9 protein-coding genes are annotated in these 18,729 nt (G+C 72.2%); 5 read left to right on the top strand and 4 right to left on the bottom strand.

Annotated features, from left to right (window positions below; genetic code table 11):
* Positions 1–35: 35 nt before the first annotated feature.
* Positions 36–2,750: an HAD-IC family P-type ATPase gene (locus O7627_RS02585; RefSeq protein WP_278091895.1), complete on the bottom strand. Its 2,715-nt coding sequence runs from the start codon at positions 2,748–2,750 to the stop codon at positions 36–38.
* An 89-nt stretch (positions 2,751–2,839) separates the two neighbouring features.
* Here O7627_RS02585 and O7627_RS02590 point away from each other — a divergent pair, with 89 nt between their 5' ends.
* Both O7627_RS02590 and O7627_RS02595 read left to right on the top strand, forming a co-directional pair.
* Complete coding sequence (locus O7627_RS02590; RefSeq protein WP_278091896.1) at positions 2,840–3,448, top strand: class I SAM-dependent methyltransferase; 609 nt, start codon at positions 2,840–2,842, stop codon at positions 3,446–3,448.
* Positions 3,449–3,490: 42 nt separating this feature from the next.
* Entirely contained in the window at positions 3,491–4,813 is a 1,323-nt protein-coding gene (locus tag O7627_RS02595; protein ID WP_278091897.1) for a restriction endonuclease, read from the top strand.
* An 89-nt stretch (positions 4,814–4,902) separates the two neighbouring features.
* On the opposite strand, the gene O7627_RS02600 is transcribed toward O7627_RS02595, so the two are convergent.
* Both O7627_RS02600 and O7627_RS02605 read right to left on the bottom strand, forming a co-directional pair.
* A complete protein-coding gene (locus O7627_RS02600; protein WP_278091898.1) occupies positions 4,903–6,081 on the bottom strand; it encodes an FAD-dependent oxidoreductase in 1,179 nt (392 codons plus the stop codon).
* Positions 6,082–6,215: 134 nt separating this feature from the next.
* On the bottom strand, positions 6,216–6,926 hold the full coding sequence (locus O7627_RS02605) for a VOC family protein (RefSeq protein WP_278091899.1): 711 nt from the start codon (positions 6,924–6,926) through the stop codon (positions 6,216–6,218).
* Positions 6,927–7,113: 187 nt separating this feature from the next.
* Here O7627_RS02605 and O7627_RS02610 point away from each other — a divergent pair, with 187 nt between their 5' ends.
* Positions 7,114–7,767, top strand: coding sequence for a hypothetical protein (locus tag O7627_RS02610; protein WP_278091900.1), 654 nt, complete (start codon positions 7,114–7,116; stop codon positions 7,765–7,767).
* Positions 7,768–7,929: 162 nt separating this feature from the next.
* Here O7627_RS02610 and O7627_RS02615 read toward each other — a convergent pair whose 3' ends face one another.
* On the bottom strand, positions 7,930–8,424 hold the full coding sequence (locus tag O7627_RS02615) for a helix-turn-helix domain-containing protein (protein WP_278091901.1): 495 nt from the start codon (positions 8,422–8,424) through the stop codon (positions 7,930–7,932).
* Between the two features lie 82 nt (positions 8,425–8,506).
* On the opposite strand from O7627_RS02615, the gene O7627_RS02620 reads away from it, so the two are divergent.
* Both O7627_RS02620 and O7627_RS02625 read left to right on the top strand, forming a co-directional pair.
* Positions 8,507–9,988 carry an MFS transporter gene (locus O7627_RS02620; RefSeq protein WP_278091902.1) on the top strand — a complete coding sequence of 494 codons (1,482 nt, stop codon included), beginning with the start codon at positions 8,507–8,509 and terminating at the stop codon, positions 9,986–9,988.
* A 129-nt stretch (positions 9,989–10,117) separates the two neighbouring features.
* Complete coding sequence (locus tag O7627_RS02625; RefSeq protein ID WP_278091903.1) at positions 10,118–18,724, top strand: RHS repeat-associated core domain-containing protein; 8,607 nt, start codon at positions 10,118–10,120, stop codon at positions 18,722–18,724.
* The last annotated feature ends 5 nt before the right edge of the window (positions 18,725–18,729 follow it).

The raw sequence follows: 18,729 nt of genomic DNA on the forward strand, positions 1-18,729 counted from the left end.
CGATGGGGACGGTGGCACCGGCCCTCGCCGCGGGATCAGGGTCGCGCCCGTGCCCGCAGTACCGCCTTGACGATCTCGCCGGTGACCAGGATGGTGGCGCCGACCCCGGCGCAGACCAGCCACTGCCCGCCGGTCAGGCCGGTGGTGTTGAAGAGCCCCTGCAGCAGGTTCAGCTGCACCACGAGCGCCAGCAGCGCCACCACCGCGCCGGTGGCGACGAAGGCGGAGCGGTTCTCCAGGGTCTCGCGGCTGAACACGCTGCGGGTGTCGTGCCGCACGTTGAGCAGGTTGAACGCCTGGAAGAAGACGAACGTCACGAACGCCATCGTGCCGGCGGTGGTGGGCTCGCCCAGTTGGGCCTCCGGGCCGGGCGCCCAGACCAGCACGGCCAGCGTGCCGGTGGCCATCACCGCGCTGCCGAGCAGGATGCGCAGCAGCCGCGGCCGGTTCAGGATCCGTTCCCGGGCCGGGCGGGGCGGCCGGTGCATGGCGTCGGGGCTGACCGGGTCGACGCCGATCGACATCGCCGGCGGGCCGTCCATGATCAGGTTGACGAACAGGATCTGCAACGCGGTGAACGGGGTGCCGCCGGCGATGCCGGTCAGCGACGCGACCAGGAAGGTGAGCACGAACCCGAGCGCGGTGGAGACCTGGAACCGGGTGAAGTTGACGATATTGCTGTAGACGCCCCGGCCCTCGCGGACGGCGGAGACGATGGTGGCGAAGTTGTCGTCGGTGAGGACCATCGTCGACGCCTCCTTGGTCACCTCCGTGCCGGTGACCCCCATCGCCACGCCGATGTCGGCCCGGCGCAGCGCGGGTGCGTCGTTCACCCCGTCGCCGGTCATCGCCACCACGTCGCCCCGCGCCTGCAACACCCGGACGATCCGGATCTTGTGTGCGGGGGAGACCCGGGCCACCACCCCGACCTCGTCGAGCCGGCGGGCCAGCTCGTCGTCGTCTTCGATCCGGTCCAGGTCGGTCCCGGTCACCGCCTCGCCCGGGATACCCAGCTCGCGGGCGATCGCGCCGGCCGTCACCGCGTGGTCGCCGGTGAGCATCCGGACCCGGACGCCGGCCTGCCGGCACTCGTCGATGGCCTGCCGGGCCTCTGGGCGGGGCGGGTCCACGATGCCGACCAGGGCGACCAGCACCACCCGGTCGAGCATCTCCTTCGGGTCGTCGGCGGGGTCGAAGTCCGCCGCCGGGAAGTCCTCGATCCCGACCGCCATCACCCGCATGCCCTGCTCCGCCAGGCCCGCGTTGGCCCGGTCGAAGCGCTCCCGGGCGTCGTCGTCCAGCGGTAGGACCCCGTCCTGGCCGAGGTAGCGGTCGCTGCGCTCGGTGAGCACATCGGGTGCGCCCTTGACGAAACAGCGGACGATCTCGGCGCCGTCGTCGTTTGTCCAGCGGTGGAACGTCGCCATGAACTTGTAGTCCGAGTCGAACGGGATCTCCAACACCCGGGGCCGCTCCTGGCGCAGCGCCGCCACGTCGATGCCGCCCTTCTCGGCGAGCACCACCATGGCGCCCTCGGTCGGGTCACCCACCACCTCCCCGTCCCGCAACACCGCGTCGGTGCAGAGCGCCATCGCGATCAGCGCGTCGTTGACGGTGTCCGGCCGGGGTGATCCGTCCGTGGTGCGCAGCCGGCCGTCGGTCGAATATCCCTCCCCGGAGACGGTGAACCGGCGGGCCGCCACCACCAGCTCCCGGGCGGTCATCTGGTTGAGGGTCAGGGTGCCGGTCTTGTCGGTGCAGATCTGTGACGTGCTGCCCAGCGTCTCCACCGACGCCAGCCGCTTGACGATGGCACCCCGTCTGGCTAGCCGGCCGGTCCCCATCGCCAGGGTGAACGCCACCACCGCCGGCAGCCCCTCCGGGATGGCCGCGACCGCCAACGAGACCGCGCTGATGAACAGGTCGCCGAACTCCTGGCCACGGATCAGTCCGAGCCCGAACACGACGACGATGACCACCCCGGCGATGATCGCCAGCGTACGGCTGAGGGTGTCGATCTGACGCTGCAGCGGCGTCGGACCCGGCTCGGCGGAGTGCAGCATGTCGGCGATCCGGCCGGTCTCGGTGCCCATCCCGGTGGCCGTGATCAGCGCCTCGCCCCGACCCCGGGTCACCGCCGTGTTCATGAACACCGAGGTGGTGCGGTCGCCCAGCGGGGCGTCCTCGGACACCGTCGCGTCGGCCGCCTTGTCGGCCGGCTGCGCCTCGCCGGTGAGCATCGACTCCTGGATCTCCAGCGAGGCCGAGGAGAGCAGCCGGCCGTCGGCCGGCACCCGGTCACCGGCCTCCAGCTCCACCACGTCACCGGGGACCAGGTCCGCCGCGTCCAGCCGGACGATCCGGCCGTCGCGGCGTACGGTCGCGGTGGTGTGGCTCATCCGCCGCAGCGCCTCCAGGCTGGCCTCGGCGCGGGACTCCTGGACGAACCCGATGGTGGCGTTGAGCAGCACCACGAGCGCGATCGCGATCGGCGTCTCCAGCTCCCGGCTGACCACCAGACTGACCACGGCGGCGGCCAGCAGGATGAGGATCAGCAGGTCCTGGAACTGCCGCAGGAACGCCCGCCAGCGCGGCTCCCGGGCGGCCTCGGCGAGCCGGTTCGGGCCGTACCGCTCCAGCCGCCGGGCCGCCTCCGCCGAGGAGAGGCCGGCCCCGGGGTCGACGTCGAGTTCGCGGGCGGCGTCGGCCGCCGGCCGGGCGTGCCAGGTGCTGGTGCTCGACTCGGTCACCCGCTCATCGTCGCCGACAACGCGCGATCATGCAGTCGGCGGGCTGATCTCGCCCGAGCTCACCCATGGTGCGGTGCAACAATGATCACGTGAGCGGGGACAACGGGTGGGTGAAACTCACCGAGAGCAACCCGGGCCATTCGCAGTGGTACATCGACCGGTTCCGGGCGTTGGCCGACGGCGGCTCGGACCTGGCCGGCGAGGCGCGCCTGGTCGACGCGATGCTGCCGCGCGGGTCGCGGGTGCTCGACGCGGGCAGCGGCACCGGCCGGGTGGGGGGACACCTCGCCGCCGCCGGCCACCAGGTGGTCGGCGTGGACCTCGACCCGCTCCTGGTCGAGTCCGCCCGGCAGGACCACCCCGGCCCGCAGTGGCTGGTCGGCGACCTGGCCGAGCTGGACCTGCCGGCCCGCGGCATCGCCGAGGGCTTCGACGCGATCGTCTGCGCCGGGAACGTGATGACGTTCGTCGCTCCGGCCACCCGCCGGGAGATCCTGCGGCGGATGCGGGCGCACCTGCGCGACGGCGGCCGGGTGGTGATCGGCTTCGGCGCCGGCCGGGGCTACGAGTTCGCCGACTTCCTCGCCGACGCCCGGGCCGGCGGGCTCGCACCGGACCTGCTGCTGTCGACCTGGGACCTGCGCCCGTTCGGCGACGACGCGGACTTCCTCGTCGCGGTGCTGTCACCGACGGCGTGACGGCCGATAGGCGGCACGCGGGCAACCCGGCATGATGCCACGGTGGACCCCCGCCGCCTGATGATGCTGGACACCTACCGCTATCCGAAAGGCGCCAGCCCGGTCGCCGTCATGATCGACGGATACCCGAACTATCACCACGTCATGGCGGCGCCGGGTCGGGACTGGCCGATGGTGATGCTGGAGGCGGGGATCAACCCGGTCCGGATGGTGCGGGCTCCCGACGAGGTACGGCGTCCGGTGATCGCCATCCGGTCCAGCCCGTGGAAGGCCGGGCAGGCATCCAATCCGTGGCACGACGAGTTCGACCTCGACCACGGGCACGTGCGGTACTACGGCGACCACAAGCCCTCGACGAACGCCCGGGTAGGCACCACCGTCGGCAATCAGGCGCTACTGGAGGCGTGGAGACACCATGCCGGGACCAGCGCGTACGAGCGGTCGCTGGCGCCGCCGCTGCTGGTGTTCCGCTCGACGACCGTGCGCCGGGGTGGCCAACGCATCGTCAAGGGACACGTTGAATTCTGCGGCGTGGCCGTGATCGAGCGGTTGGAACACATCGTGCAGCGCGATCCCGAGTCGGGCCAGAGCTTCCCCAATCTGGTGCTGGATCTCGCCGTACTCGATCTGGCCGACACCGGCGACACGCTGGACCCGCGCTGGATCGACGACCGGCGCGACGAGCAGCTCACCACCGAACAGACCCAGTCGCGCGCGCCGGAGTCGTGGCAGCGGTGGGTCCGGGAGGGTCGGGCGGCGATCCCCCGGGTCCGCCGCCGGGTGGTCTCCTCCCGGGTCAGGACCACCGCCGAACAGCTCCCGGAGCCGGGCTCCGCCGAGTACGAGGCGCTGCGCCGCATCCACGCCTTCTTCGACCACCGCAAGCACGCGTTCGAGCTGCTGGCGTCGCGGGTGGCCGCCCAACTGCTCGGCGGGTCGGGAGCCGTCTACCGGGACGGTTGGCTGACCCGGGCCGGCGGCGACGGCGGGATGGACTTCGTCGGCCGACTCGACGTCGGCTCACCGGCCAGCAACACCCCGTTGGTCGTGCTCGGCCAGGCAAAGTGCGTCCAGCTCGGCAGGTCGATCAGCCCGGACGAGGTGGCCCGGGTGGTCGCCCGGCTCCGGCGCGGCTGGATCGGCGTCTTCGTCACCACCGGGACCTTCTCCAAGCAGGCCCAGGTCGAGGTGATCGACGACCAGTACCCGCTGGTGCTGGTCAACGGGCGGGTTCTGGTCGAACAGGTCCTCCGGATGGCGGCGGCCGACCACGATGGCGACCTCGACGCGTTGCTGCGCTCGGTCGACGCCGGCTACCCGGACGCGGTGACGCACCGCCGCCCGGAGGAGATCCTGGGCGCCTGACCGCCGCCCTCGGCGCCGGGCGGGTGGGCGAGCGATCAAGATCGAATGATGAAAACGGTCGCTATGGAGGGCCGTAGCGACCGTTTTCATCACTGGATCTTGGGACTGTGATCCGGATCGACGGCAAGCCGTTCGAAGCGGAACGCTGCCAGGGCGTCGTCGACGTCCTCGCCGAGCACCTCGCGGGCGACCAGGTCGCCGGCGTGCAGGCACAGTGTCGCGCCGCTGTGTGACACGGCGAAGTGGAAGTTCGGCAGCTCGACCACCCGCCCCAGCACCGGCAGCCCGTCGCCGGGGATCGGCCGCTCACCCACCCGGACGCTCTCGACCGTTACGGTCCGCGGTCCCGGCCTGATGCTCTCGACCGGCATCGTGCGCAGCCCCGGCAGGAGCGCCCGGACGGCATCGAGCACCGCCTCGACGGCCGACCGGTCGACGGCGAACTCGCCGGTCTCCGACGGGTACGCCGCGTCGTCCACGTCCGGGCTGTGCAGCAGCAGCCGCCCGCCGCCGTCCGGGCGCAGGTGCACCCGTGGGGCGTGTACGACCCGGGACACCGCGACCGGTGCCGGCGCCGTGTAGATGAGCACGCCCCGGGTGTTGCGCATCGGCAGGGCCAGCCCGGCGAGGGCGGCGATGCCGGCGGCCTGCGGCCCCGCGCAGTTGACGACCGCGTCCGCCACGAGTCGCCGCCCCGACCTGAGCCGGACCGCGCGCACCAACCCGCCGGCCACCTCCAGGTCGGTGACGGCGTCGCCGTCGACCAGTTCGGCGCCGCGCCCGGTCGACGCGGAGAGCAGGTGCCCGATCAGCCGGATCGGGTCGACCCACCCCTCGGCCGGAAACCAGGCGATCCCGTCGGCCGGCAGCTCGGCAGGGGCGAGGTCCGGTTCGAGGCGCAGCGCCTCGGCCCGATCGAGCCAGCGCGCCTCGTACCCATACCCGAGGACCCCGGCGACCTTGCGGCGGAGACGCTCCGCCCCGGCGTGGTCGGCGGCCCACTCCAGGTTCCCGCCGTCGTGGTACCAGCCGCCAGCGGGCACCTCGGCCGCCAGCCTGCGGTGGGCGGCCATCCCCGCGACGCGCAGATCGTGGTACGCCCGCGGCTGCTTGCCGCAGGAGTTGAGCCACGAGAAGGTCGCGCCGGACGTCCCGCCCGCCGCGGCGCCTGCGTCCACGACGGTGACCCGGGCGCCGCGCCGGGTCAGCGTGTCGGCCACCGCCGCGCCGTAGACGCCGGCACCGACGACCACCACCTGCCGCACCATACGGACAAGTATCGACCGGGCGGTGCCGGTTGCCGCCCGACGGCGAACAGGTTGGCGACTTCACGCAACAGGAAACCGACGTCACCAGGCTGGACACGATCAGGGCGAGGTGGTCGACGCCCGGCGAAGATCGGTCAGCTGGTCGTGAGGCAGAACGGTTTGCCGGCCGGGTCGGCGTACACCCGGAAGGATTTTCCGCCGCCGGGCAGCCTGGTGGCGCCCAGCGCGAGCGTGGCCGGTTCGGCGGCGTCGATGTCGTCGACCGCCACGTCCAGGTGGAACTGCTGGGGGTGCGCCGGGTCCGGCCAGCGCGGCGCCGTGTAGTCGGCCACCTGCTGGAACAGCACCGGCTGCTCGCCGTCGTTGCCGATCATCGCCATCCCGTCGGCGTCGTAGGTGACCGGCTTGCCGAGCAGCTCCGCGTAGAAGGCACTCAGCGCCGAGGCGTCCGGGCAGTCCAGCGTCACGCCCATCAGAGTGGTGCCCGGATTGTCAGCCTTCAGGCAGAGGTCGAACGGATGCCCGGCCGGGTCGGCGACGGTGTGCCAGGTCTCGCCCCGCGCTAGCAGGGTGCCGCCGAGCGCGACGGCGCGTTCCAGGCCGGCCTCCAGATCGGGCACCCGCAGGTCCAGGTGTGCCTGCTGCGGCCGGTCCTGACCTGGCCACTGCGGCGGCTGGTGCTCCGGGACCGCCTGCAGGCCGATCAGCCAGCCGTCCGGGGTGTCGAGCGCGATCCACTCGTCGTCCGCGTCGCGCTCCGTCCACCCGGCCAGCTCCCGGTAGAAGGCCGACAGACGGGCGATCTCAGTCGTGTCGAGCACGACCATTTCCAGCTTTCCGATCATCGAGCACTCCCCTGTGCGCCTGGTACGGCTGTCGAGCCGCATCCTGCCCGTCGGGTGCGACAGAATCACCGGGTGGCCGAGGCGCCGCCGGTTCCCACCCGCCACCCGGGCAGGCGCCCGTCCGGCCGGTCGATTGACGGGGCCGGGCCGCGGGTTTGCCGGCCGGTTCATCGGGCACCTGCCCGTCATGGCGCGAAACGACGCTCGTACCGTCTCCGTTCTGGTCGACCGGTATGGCCGCACCTTCGCCGACGAGGCCGGCATCACTCTCGCCGACAAGCCGGCGCCGCTGTACCAGTTGCTGGTGCTCGCCACGCTGCTCAGCGCCCGGATCACCGCCGGCATCGCGGTCGCCGCGGCCCGCGAGCTGTTCCGGGCCAGCTACCGGACCCCCGCCGCGATGCGCGACGCGAGCTGGCAGGACCGGGTCGACGCGCTCGGTCGCGGCCACTACCGGCGGTACGACGAGCGCACCGCGACCATGCTCGGCGACGGCGCACAACTCTGCCTGGACCGGTGGCGCGGCGATCTGCGCCGCCTGCACCAGTCCGCGCCTGGTGACGTGCGTGGGCTGCGTCGGCTGTTGACCGAGTTTCCCGGCATCGGCCCGACCGGGGCGGACATCTTCCTGCGGGAGTCGCAGGCGGTCTGGGCCGACGTCGCGCCGTTCGTCGACCGCCGGGCCGCCGACGGGGCGCGGCGACTGGGGCTGCCCAGCTCGGCCGAGGGCCTCGCCGGGCTGGTCGGGCCGGCGGAGCTGCCCGGACTGCTGTCGGCGCTGGTCCGGGTGGCCCGCGACCGGCAGGCCGCCGAGGCGGTACTGGCCGAGGCGAAGGGCTGACCGGCTGACCACGGCCCCGGCCAGCGTCAGCCGGCCAGCGCCGCTCGGCCAGCGTCAGCCGGCCAGCGCCGCTCGGCCAGCGTCAGCCGGCCAGCGCTGCTCCGTCGGGGACAGCCGGTCAGGGACGGCGGGTCAGGGCCGCTCGGTCAGGGGCGGGGCCGGTCAGGGGCGGCGGGTCAGGGCGTCGCGGGCGATGGTGGCCCGGTCGGCGGCGGCCTGTTCGGCCTGCCGGCGCTCCTGCGCCGCCCGGACGTCGTACGCCGCGCGGGACGAGGCGATCTCGTTCTGGTGGGTTTCGGTCCAGGTGATCAGGGCCTTGATGGTGTCGTGCAGGGTCGCGCCCAGCGCGGTCAGCTCGTAGTCGACCCGGGGCGGGACCTGTGGATACACGGTCCGGCTGACCAGTCCGTCGCGTTCGAGATGGCGCAGCGTCCGGGCGAGCATGCGTTGGCTGATGCCGTCGATCATCCGGCGTAGCTCGGTGAAGCGCAGGCTCCGGCGCTCCAGCAGCGCGATCACCAGCAGGGACCACTTGTCGGCGACCCGATCCAGAATCTGCCGGACCTCGCAGTCCTCGCGGGTGTCCCACTGGAACACGTCGTAGTCGGTGTCGGTATCCCCGCAGTTACCGAGGGACGGCGAAGTTCCGTCTTCCATGGTCACCGATGGTGCCCGACGATCCTCCTGGTTACAAGAAGGAACCGACCTGCGCAGCGAGAACCACGGGGAGGAGTCTGCGATGTCTTCGGCACAGGCCCGAACGGACCGTCGGGCGTGGGGGGTGCTGGTTGTGCTCTGTGGAGCGATCTTCCTGGAAGGGATCGACGTCGCGATGCTCAACGTGGCGTTGCCGGCGATCCGGGCGGATCTCGGACTGTCGACCGGCATGCTCAGCGGAGTGGTCAGCGCGTACGTGCTCGGCTACGGCGGTTTCATGCTGCTCGGCGGCCGGGCCGCCGACCTGCTCGGCCGCCGCCGGATGTTCCTGACCTGGCTGGTCGTGTTCCTGGTCTTCTCCGGCCTCGGCGGGTTCGCCACCGAGGGTTGGCTGCTGCTGGTGGCCCGGTTCATCACCGGTGTCGCCGCGGCGTTCCTGGCGCCGGCCGGGCTGGCGCTGATCACCGGCTACTTCCCCGAGGGTCCGCTACGCACCCGGGCCCTCGGCGTGTACGCCGGCATCGCCTCCGGCGGCTTTCTGCTCGGCCTGGTCGCCGGCGGTCTGCTCGTGTCGGTGGGCTGGCGTTGGGTCTTCTTTGCCCCGGTGCTGATGTCGGCCGCCATCCTGCTGGCCGCCATCCCGCTCATCGAGGAGCCCACCCGCCCGGCCGATGGCCCCACCCGCCCGACCGGCGAGCCCGCCCACGCACCCCGGACCGCTCAACCCACCCGGCCCGGCGAATCCGGCAAGCGGTTCGATCTGCCGGGTGCGGTCACCATCACCGGCGCGATGTTGCTGCTCGCGTACGGCGTGGTTCGGCTCGAACATGGCGCGGCCGGTCTGGCCGGCACCAGCGGGGTGCTCGCGGCCGGGGTGGCGCTGCTCGCGCTCTTCGTGGTGATCGAGCGCCGGTCGGCCGACCCGCTGGTGCGACTGGGCATCCTGCGGTCGGCGCCGCTGGTGCGGACCAACCTCGGCGCCCTGCTGTTCATGATGGCGTTCGCCGGTTTCCAGTTCATGCTGACGCTCTATCTGCAGGAACTGCGTGGGTGGAGCCCGCTGCAGACCGGCCTGGCGATGGTGGTCGTCGCCATCGACGTGGCGCTCGCCCCGACGGTCACGCCGTGGCTGGTCAACCGGTTCGGCAACGGTCGGGTGCTGTTCGTGGGGATGGTGCTCGGCGCGTTGGCGTACGCGTTGTTCCTGCCGGTGGCGTCGGACTGGACCTACGCGGCGATGCTGCCGAGCCTGTTGCTTATCGGTCTGGCGTTCTCGCTGGTGTATGGGCCGTTGACGATGGCCGCCACCGAGGGTGTCGAGGACGGGGAGCACGGTCTGGCCGGTGGTCTGCTCTACACCTCCATCCAGTTCGGAACGGCGCTCGGGCTCTCGGCGGTGACGGCGGTGGCGGCCATCCGGGCGGTCGACGGCTCCGAGCTGGATGCCATCCGCGCGGGACTGGCGGTCTCCGCGATTGCGGCGGCGCTTGCCGCCACCTCCGCCGCCCCCGCCCTCCGTCACCCCGCGCCAAACCCGGAGCCGGTGAACTTTCGGCCCTTATAGGGCCAATGTCGACCAAGATCTATCTGTGGTGGTGAAGGGGGTGGCGGGGGGAGTGGGGGTGGACTTAGCATTCTGGACGGACGGTGTGGGTGCGGACTCAGGCCGTGAGCATGAGACGGGGGAATCGTCATGCGCCGTGGTCTACCGTTCGTCAAGCGTGCCCGCCGGAGACTGTGCTACCCGCTGGTGGCCGCGCTCGCGGTCGGCGGGCTGACGGTCCCGGCGGCCCCCGCCGCGGCGCAGACACCCGAGCCGATCCGCTACTCCTACGATGCCGCCGGCCGCCTCACCGGGGTCAGCGACCCGGCCGGCGACGCCGCCGGCTACGCCTACGACCCGGCCGGCAACCTGACCGGCATCACCCGACGGACCGCCGCCCAGGTCACCGTCCTCGGCCTGACGCCGACCCGGGGCGCTCCCGGCACCGAGGTGACGATCACCGGCACCGGCTTCGACCCGGACCCGGCCGACAACGACGTCACCATCGGCGGCGCCGCTGCCACCGTCACCGACGCGACTCCCACCCAACTGGTGGTGACCGTACCGACCGGCGCCGGCACCGGCCCGGTCACCGTCGAAACGGCGGCCGGCTCCGCGACCAGTGCCGACGAGTTCACTGTGGAGAGCCGCCCGGCCCCGACGATCAGCGGATTCAGCCCGGCGAGCGGCGCGGCCGGGGCCTCGGTGACCATCACCGGCACCGGCTTCGACCCGGCGCCGGCGCACAACGTCGTCGAGTTCAACGGCGTCCGGGCGCGGGTCACCGCCGCCACCGCCGGCAGCCTCACCGCCGTCGTGCCCGGCACCGGCTCCGGCCGGATCGCCGTCCGCACCCCCGGCGGGGTCGCCACCAGCGAGGCCCGGTTCACCGTCGGACCCACCGGCATCCCGCTCGCCGACGTCGGCGCCACGGTCGACCTCGCCGTCGACGGCGCCGCCCAACCGGTCACCGTCGCCACCGCCGGCGACGTGGGCCTGTTGCGCTTCGACGGGGTACGCCGGCAGCGGGTCAGCCTCGTGCTCACCAACAACACCTACGGCGGCTCGGTGTCGGTGCGGCTGTTCACCGCCACCAACACCGAGCTGAGCGGCAACCAGTTCAACGCCGCCTACCAGGTTTCCGGCAACACCAGCATCGGCCTGCCGGAGTTGCCGGACACCGGCACCTACCAGATCGTCGTGGACCCGAACGGCCGAACCGGCAGCATCGACGCCCGGGTGGTGGCCGACGTGGTCGGCGGGGTGCTGCCGGAGAACGCCGGCACGGCGGTCGAGAACACCCTGCCGGGCCAGCGAATCCGGCTCTGGCTGGCGGCCACCGCCGGTCGGTCGTACTCGATCGGGATCACCGGCAGCACCGGCACCGGCAGCCACCAGATCACCGTGTTCCGACCGGACGGCGCGGTGGTGTTCGGCTCGGCCACCTTCTCCAACGGCAACGGCGTGCTGGCCACCGGAGCAGCGCCGGTGACCGGCAACTACCAGGTGGTAATCGTCGCGCCGACGCTGGCGGCGCGCTCGTTCACCGTCACCGTGGCCGGTCCGCTCGACTTCGGCGAGCTCAGCCTCACCGGCGCCGGCACCGTCGTCACCACCACGCTGGCCGGCCAGTCCGCCCGGCTGCGCTTCGACGCCACCCAGGGCGAGCTGCGCAGCATCGCGCTGACCGGCAGCACCCTCGGCTCCGGCACGGTCCGGGTGCTCGGCCCCGACGGCGCCCAACTCGGCTCGTACAGCTTCTCCGGCGCCGCGACCGAAGTGGACCTGCCCAGGATGCCGGCCACCGGCACGTACGACATGATCGTCGCGCCGAGCGGCACGGCCACCGGATCGGCGACGGTGACCCTGGCGGCCGACGTGTCGGCCGGCGTCCTCGACCCGGCCGGTCCCGGTGTGGTCGCCAGCACCACCCGGTTCGGCCAGAACGCCCGGCTCACCTTCGACGGCGCGGCCGGCGAACGGATCAGCCTCGGCTTCACCGGCTCCACCCTCTCCGGCACCTACTACGGCTACCTGTTCGCCCCGGACGGCACGGTGGTCGCCAACCAGTATCTTTCCGGCAACACCGACCTGGACCTGGCGGCGCTGCCGCAGAACGGGACCTACCAGCTCGTCATCGACCCGGCCGCGACCAGCACCGGCTCGGTGACGGTGACGCTGTCCCGGCAGATCGACGGCGGGACGCTCGGCCTGACCGGCGCGGGCGCGGCGGTGTCGGTGACCCGGCCGGGGCAGAACGTCGAGTTCCGCTTCGACGGCACCGCCGGGCAGCGGCTCAGCCTCGGCTTCACCGGTTCGACGCTCGGTGCCGCGTACTACCTGACGGTGCTGCGCCCCGATGGCACCACGATGGTGAACAACACCTACCTCGCCGCCGGCGACAACGACTACGACCTGGCCGCGTTGACGCTGACCGGCCAGTACACGGTCCGGCTGGACTTCGGGATGCGGACCGGCGCGATGACGGTCACCCTAGGCGAGGAGATCGACGGGGGTGCGCTGGAGCCGGCCGCTCCGGGTTCGGCGTTGTCGGTCGCCCGGCCGGGGCAGAACGCCCGGTATCGGTTCGACGGCACGGCCGGCGACCAGGCGAGCCTCGGGTTCACCGGTTCGACGTTCGGTGCCGCGTACTACCTGACGGTGTTGCGCCCCGATGGCACCACGATGGTGAACCACACCTACCTCGCCGCGGGCAGCAACAACGACTACGACCTGGCCACCCTGCCGGCCACAGGCACCTACACCGTGGTCCTCGACTACGGTTACCGGACCGGCGGGATGACTGTGACGTTCTCCCGGCAGGTCGACGGCGGGGTGCTGAGCCCGACGGCGGCCGGGTCGGCGGTGTCGGTCGCCCGGCCGGGCCAGAACGTCGGTTTCCGGTTCGACGGTACGGCTGGTGAGCGGGTCAGTCTCGGGTTCACGGGGTCGACGTTCGGTGCCGCGTACTACCTGACGGTGTTGCGGCCGGACGGCACGACGATGGTGAACCACAGCTACATCGCCGCCGGGGACAACGACTACGACCTGGCCCCGCTGACCCTGACCGGCCAGTACGACGTGCGGCTGGACTACGGCTACCGGACCGGCGGGATGACTGTGACCTTCTCCCGGCAGGTCGACGGCGGGGCGTTGAGCCCGACGGCGGCCGGGTCGGCGGTGTCGGTCGCCCGGCCGGGGCAGAACGTCGGTTTCCGGTTCGACGGTACGGCTGGTGAGCGGGTCAGTCTCGGGTTCACGGGGTCGACGTTCGGGTCGGCGTATTACCTGACGGTGCTGCGGCCGGACGGCACGACGATGGTGAACCACACCTACCTCGCCGCCGGCACCAACGACTACGACCTGGATCTGACGGTCGCCGGCACCTACGCGGTGATCCTGGACTACGGGACCCGAACTGGGGCGATGACGGTCACCTTCTCGGCCGCCACCGACGCGGGTGCCCTCACCGTCGGCGGCGCCGCCGTGCCGGTCACCATCGCCCGATCCGGCCAGGACGGGGTGCTGCGGTTCGCCGGCACCAGCGGTCAGGTGCTGACCTTCACCTTCAGCGGCGCCACCTTCGGTGGCTACTACGAGCTCTCCGTGGTCCGCCCGGACGGCACCCGGCACCTCAACGGCCGGCTGCTCAACGGCAACACCAGCACCACCCTGGCGGCGTTGACCGTCACCGGCCAACACACCGTGATCATCGACCCGCAGTCCGCCCGGACCGGGTCGGTAAGTGTCGCCCTGACCGCACCGGCCGCCCGCGCCGCCGACCAGCCGGCGCTGAACCAGTCTGCGCCGGGCCAGTCTGCGCCGGGCCAGTCTGCGCCGGGCCAGTCTGCGCCGGGCCAGTCTGCGCCGGGCCAGTCCGCGTCGGGCCAGTCCGCGTCGGGCCAGTCCGCGTCGGGCCAGTCCGCGTCGGGTCAACGGGGAAGCGGCCGGTCCGCGAGTACCGAGGCCGCGAACGGCCAGTCGGCGGCCGGCGAGCAGGGCGCCGGCGACCGGGAGCCGGCGACCGGCGATCCGGAGCGGGACCGGGCGATCGTCCGGGACCGGCAGTTCACCGAGCAGATGCCGGCCGTACTCGGCAAGGCGGGCAGGTGGGCCGGCGGCCCGCGCCCTGCCCGCATACCCGGATCGGGGTCGATTCCGGCCGCGGAGCTGGACCGGCCGGGGGTTCGGCCGGCGCCGCAGCTGGACGGCAACGGCCGCACCGACGGCTGGACCCCGGACAAGGCGAACGTGCGCGGCGTCGACTGGAACACCCGGCTGCCCCGGCCGGCACCGGCGCCCGAGCCGGCCCGCGCCGACCGGGGAGTCACCGCGCTGGCCGGGCACGTCCGGGCCATCGACGGGCTGCCCCTGCGCGGCGTGACCGTCGCCATCGGCGACGCCCGGGCCAGCACCGACGCGGACGGCCGGTTCCTGGTCACCAACCCGCCCGCCGGCAACCAGAAGCTGGTCGTGGACGGACACCGGGCCGGCCGACCGGTCGGCGACTACGGCCGGTACGAGATCGGCGTGGAGGTCGCCGCCGGGCAGACCACCGAGCTGGCGTACCCGATCTGGTTGACCCGGTTGGACCGCGAGCGCACCGCACGGTTCCCCTCGCCGACCACCCGGGAGGTCGTGCTCACCACGCCGAAGATCCCCGGCCTGGAGGTACGGCTGCCGGCCGGGTCGGTGGTCCGGGACGCGACCGGGCGGGTGATCCGCGAGCTGAGCCTCACCGCGATCCCGGTCGACCGGCCGCCGTTCCCGCTGCCCCGGCACATCCGGGTGCCGGTGTACTTCACCGTGCAGCCCGGCGGCAGCTACCTGTTCCCGCAGGGCGCGCAGGTGATCTACCCCAACTACACCGACGAGGCGCCCGGCACCCGGGTCGAGTTCTGGAACTACGAGCCGGCCGGCCGGGGCTGGTATGTCTACGGCCACGGCACGGTGACCCGGGACGGCCGGCAGGTCGTGCCGGACCCCGACGTGCGGGTCTACTCGTTCACCGGCTCGATGATCAACGCGGGTCTGAACGGCCCGGCGTTCGGGCCGAACCAGGACTTCATCGACTGGATCTCCGGTGACCCGGTCGACCTCGGCACCGGCCTGATGGTCGACCAGCGCACCGACCTGACCCTGCCCGACGTGCTGCCGATCTCGGTCACCCGCACCTACCGGCAGGCCGACGACGTGATCCGGCCGTTCGGCACCGGCCAGAACCACGAGTACGGCATCTTCCTGCAGTCGGCCAACCAGTACACCGAGGCCGACCTGGTGCTGCCCGACGGGGCGAAGGTGCACTACGAGCGGATCTCGTCGGGCTCCGGCTTCACGGACGCGGTGTTCCGCAACGACACCTCGGCCACCGACTGGTACCGCTCCACCATCACCTGGAACGGCAACGGCTGGAACCTCACCCGGCGCGACGGGATGACCTACATCTTCGGAGACGAGAGTCCACTGCAGGCGATCCGGGACCGGCACGGCAACCAGGTCACCATCACCCGGCAGGGCTCCGGCAGCAACGCCCACCGGGGCAACATCACCCGGGTCACCTCGCCCGGCGGCAAGTGGCTGGCCTTCGAGTACGACTCCGCGAACCGGGTCAGCCGGGTCGAGGACAACATCGGCCGCAGCGTCTCCTACACCTACAACCCCGCCGGCTGGCTGCACACCGTCACCGACCCCGGCGGAAAAACCACCACCTACGGGTACGACGGCAGCCGCCGCCTCACCTCCATCCAGGACCCGCGCGGCATCACCTACCTGACGAACGTCTACGACGCCGCCGGCCGGGTGCAGCGGCAGACCCTGCCCGAGGGCGCCGTCTACGAGTTCGACTACGAGACCGACGCCGAGGGCCGGATCACCGCGACCGAGGTGACCGACCCGAACGACCGGGTCCGCCGGGTCACCTTCAACGCCGCCGGGTTCGCCGTCACCGACACCGCCGCCCACGGCACCCCGCTCGCCCAGACCAAGACCATGGAACGCGATCCCGCCACCAACCGGGTCACCGCCGTGGTCGACCAGCTCGACCGGCGCACCACCTTCGGCTACGACGCCGCCGGCAACGTCGAACAGGTCACCCTGCTCGCCGGTACGCCGGACGCGGTCACCACCCGGCGCAGCTTCGGCGGCCCCGCCAACCAGATCAGCTCGGTCACCGACGGCCTGGGCCACATCACCCGGTACGAGTTCGACGCCGCCGGCAACGTCCAGCGGATGATCGACCCGGAGAACCGGGCGGTCACCTTCACCTACCGCCCGGACGGGCAACCGGCCACGGTCACCGACCCGCGCGGCAAGACCACCAGCTATGGCTACCAGCTCGACGACCTGGTCACCACCACCGACCCGCTCGGCCGCACCGGCCGGCAACACGGCGACGCCGCCGGCCGGGTGCTGGAACGCCTCGACGCCGCCGGTGGCCGCTACCGGTTCGCTTACGACGCCCGCAACCTGCTCACCTCGGCCACCGATCCACTGGGGAACACCACCGCCTTCGGGTACGACGACAACGGCAACCTGGAGACCCGCACCGATCCCCGTACCCATTCGACGTCGTTCGGCTACGACGACGCCGACCGGATCGAGACGGTGACCGACCCGCTGGGCCGCACCAGCAGCCGCACCTACGACCCGAACGGCAACGTCCACACCATCACCGACCGGCGGGGCAAGGTCACCCGCTACGACTACGACGCGCTGGACCGGCTGGTCACGATGGCGTACGGGGTGACCGGCTCGACCGCCGAGAGCACCGTCACCCTCGAATACGACGCCGGGAACCGGATGACCGGCATCGTCGACTCGACCGGCGGCACCATCAGCCAGGAACCCGACCGGCTCGACCGGCTGATCGAGGTGACCACCGCCGAGGGCACCATTGGGTACGACTACGACGACGCCGGCCGGCGGACCGGGATGCGGGTGGCGGGCCAGCCGGACCTCACCTACGGCTACAACGACGCCAACCAGCTCACCAGCATCACCCGCGGCGGCGCCACGGTCGGCCTCAGCTACGACGACGCCGGCCGGCCGCTGACCCGCACCCTGCCGGGCGGCACCGCGCAGACCTACTCCTACGACGACGCCGACCAGCTCACCGGCATCACCTACACCCGGGGCGGCACCACCCTCGGCGACCTGACCTACAGCTACGACGCCGCCGGCCGGCGCTCCTCGGTGGGCGGCAGCTACGCCCGCACCGACCTGCCGGCGGCGCTCACCGGCGCCGTCTACGACGATGCCAACCGGTTGACCAGCCTCGGCGGCACCGCGTTCAGCTACGACAACGAGGGCAACCTGACCGGCGACGGCGCCACCGCGTACACCTGGAACGCCCGTGGCCAGTTGGCTTCGCTGTCACGGACCGGCACCTCGGCGAGCTTCAGCTACGACGGGCTGGGCCGGCGCACCGCCCGCACCGTCAACGGCGCCCTGACCCGCTACCTGTACGACGGCGAGAACGCCATCCAGGAGCTGAACGGCGGCGGACCGACCGCCAACATGATCACCGGCGGCACCGACGTGCACTTCGCCCGCACCGACGCCTCGGGTCAGCACGACGTGCTCACCGACGGGCTGGGCAGTGTGGTCGGGCTGACCGACGCGGCCGGTGCGGTGGCCACCAGCTACACCTACGAGCCGTTTGGCGCGGCAAGTGCCGACGGCGCTACCAGCGACAACAGCACCCAGTTCACCGCCCGGGACAACGACGGCACCGGGCTGTACTACCACCGGGCCCGCTACTACCACCCGGCGCTGCAGCGCTTCATCAGCCAGGACCCGATCGGGTACGAAGGCGGCGGCAACCTCTACGCGTACGCGTCGAACAGCCCGACCAACTACACCGACCCGACCGGCCACCTGCCGTTCCTGGTGGTGATCGCCGGAGCCTTCGTCGTTGGCGCGGTTATCGACGGCGGGATCAGCTGGGGCACCCAGCGGCTCTCCGGTCGCAAGGTCGACTGGGGCTGGAACGGTGTGCTCGGCGACGCGGTCGTCGGCGGTGCGATAAACGCCGCCACCGCCGGCTTCGGCAAGGGCTTCACCCTGGTCGACGACGTGGCGGATGTGGCCCGGTACTGCCGGCGCAACAGCTTCACGCCGCAGACCCGGGTCACCATGGCCGACGGCACCAGCAAACCGATCTCCGAGGTCAGCGTCGGTGACCTGGTGCTGGCCACCGACCCGGCGACCGGCGAGACCGGTCCGCGCCGGGTCACCGACGTGATCACCGGCGACGGCGAGAAGAACCTGGTCGACCTCACCATCGACGGCGAGGTGGTGACCGCCACCGACAAGCACCCGTTCTACGACGCCGACGAGCGCCGCTGGGTCGACGCCGAGGACGTGACCGCCGGCGACCGGCTGTCGACCCCGTCCGGCACCGTCGAGGTCGACCAGGTCCGCCGGTACGTCGCGGTCGACCAGCCCGTGTTCAACCTGACCGTCGAGGGCCTGCACACCTATCATGTCCAGGCCGGCGACACCCCGGTGCTGGTGCACAACTGCCGGAGCATGCCCCGGCTGGACTCCACCGGCAAGGTGCACGGCGACCTGCCCGCCCACGTGCCGGACGACTGGACCACCGACGACCTGGTCGACCTGGCCGAGGACCTGCGGACCAGCATCGACACCCGGAAGGCGGAGCAGCTCCGGCTCGGCGAGGACGGCCCGCACCGGCGCCGGATCGGCGAGGAGGAGCAGCTGCTCCGCCAGATCGAGAGAATCCTGAGCGGTACGTGAGGAGT

The organism is Solwaraspora sp. WMMD1047 (assembly GCF_029626155.1).
In the GTDB taxonomy this organism is placed as follows: Bacteria; Actinomycetota; Actinomycetes; order Mycobacteriales; family Micromonosporaceae; genus WMMD1047.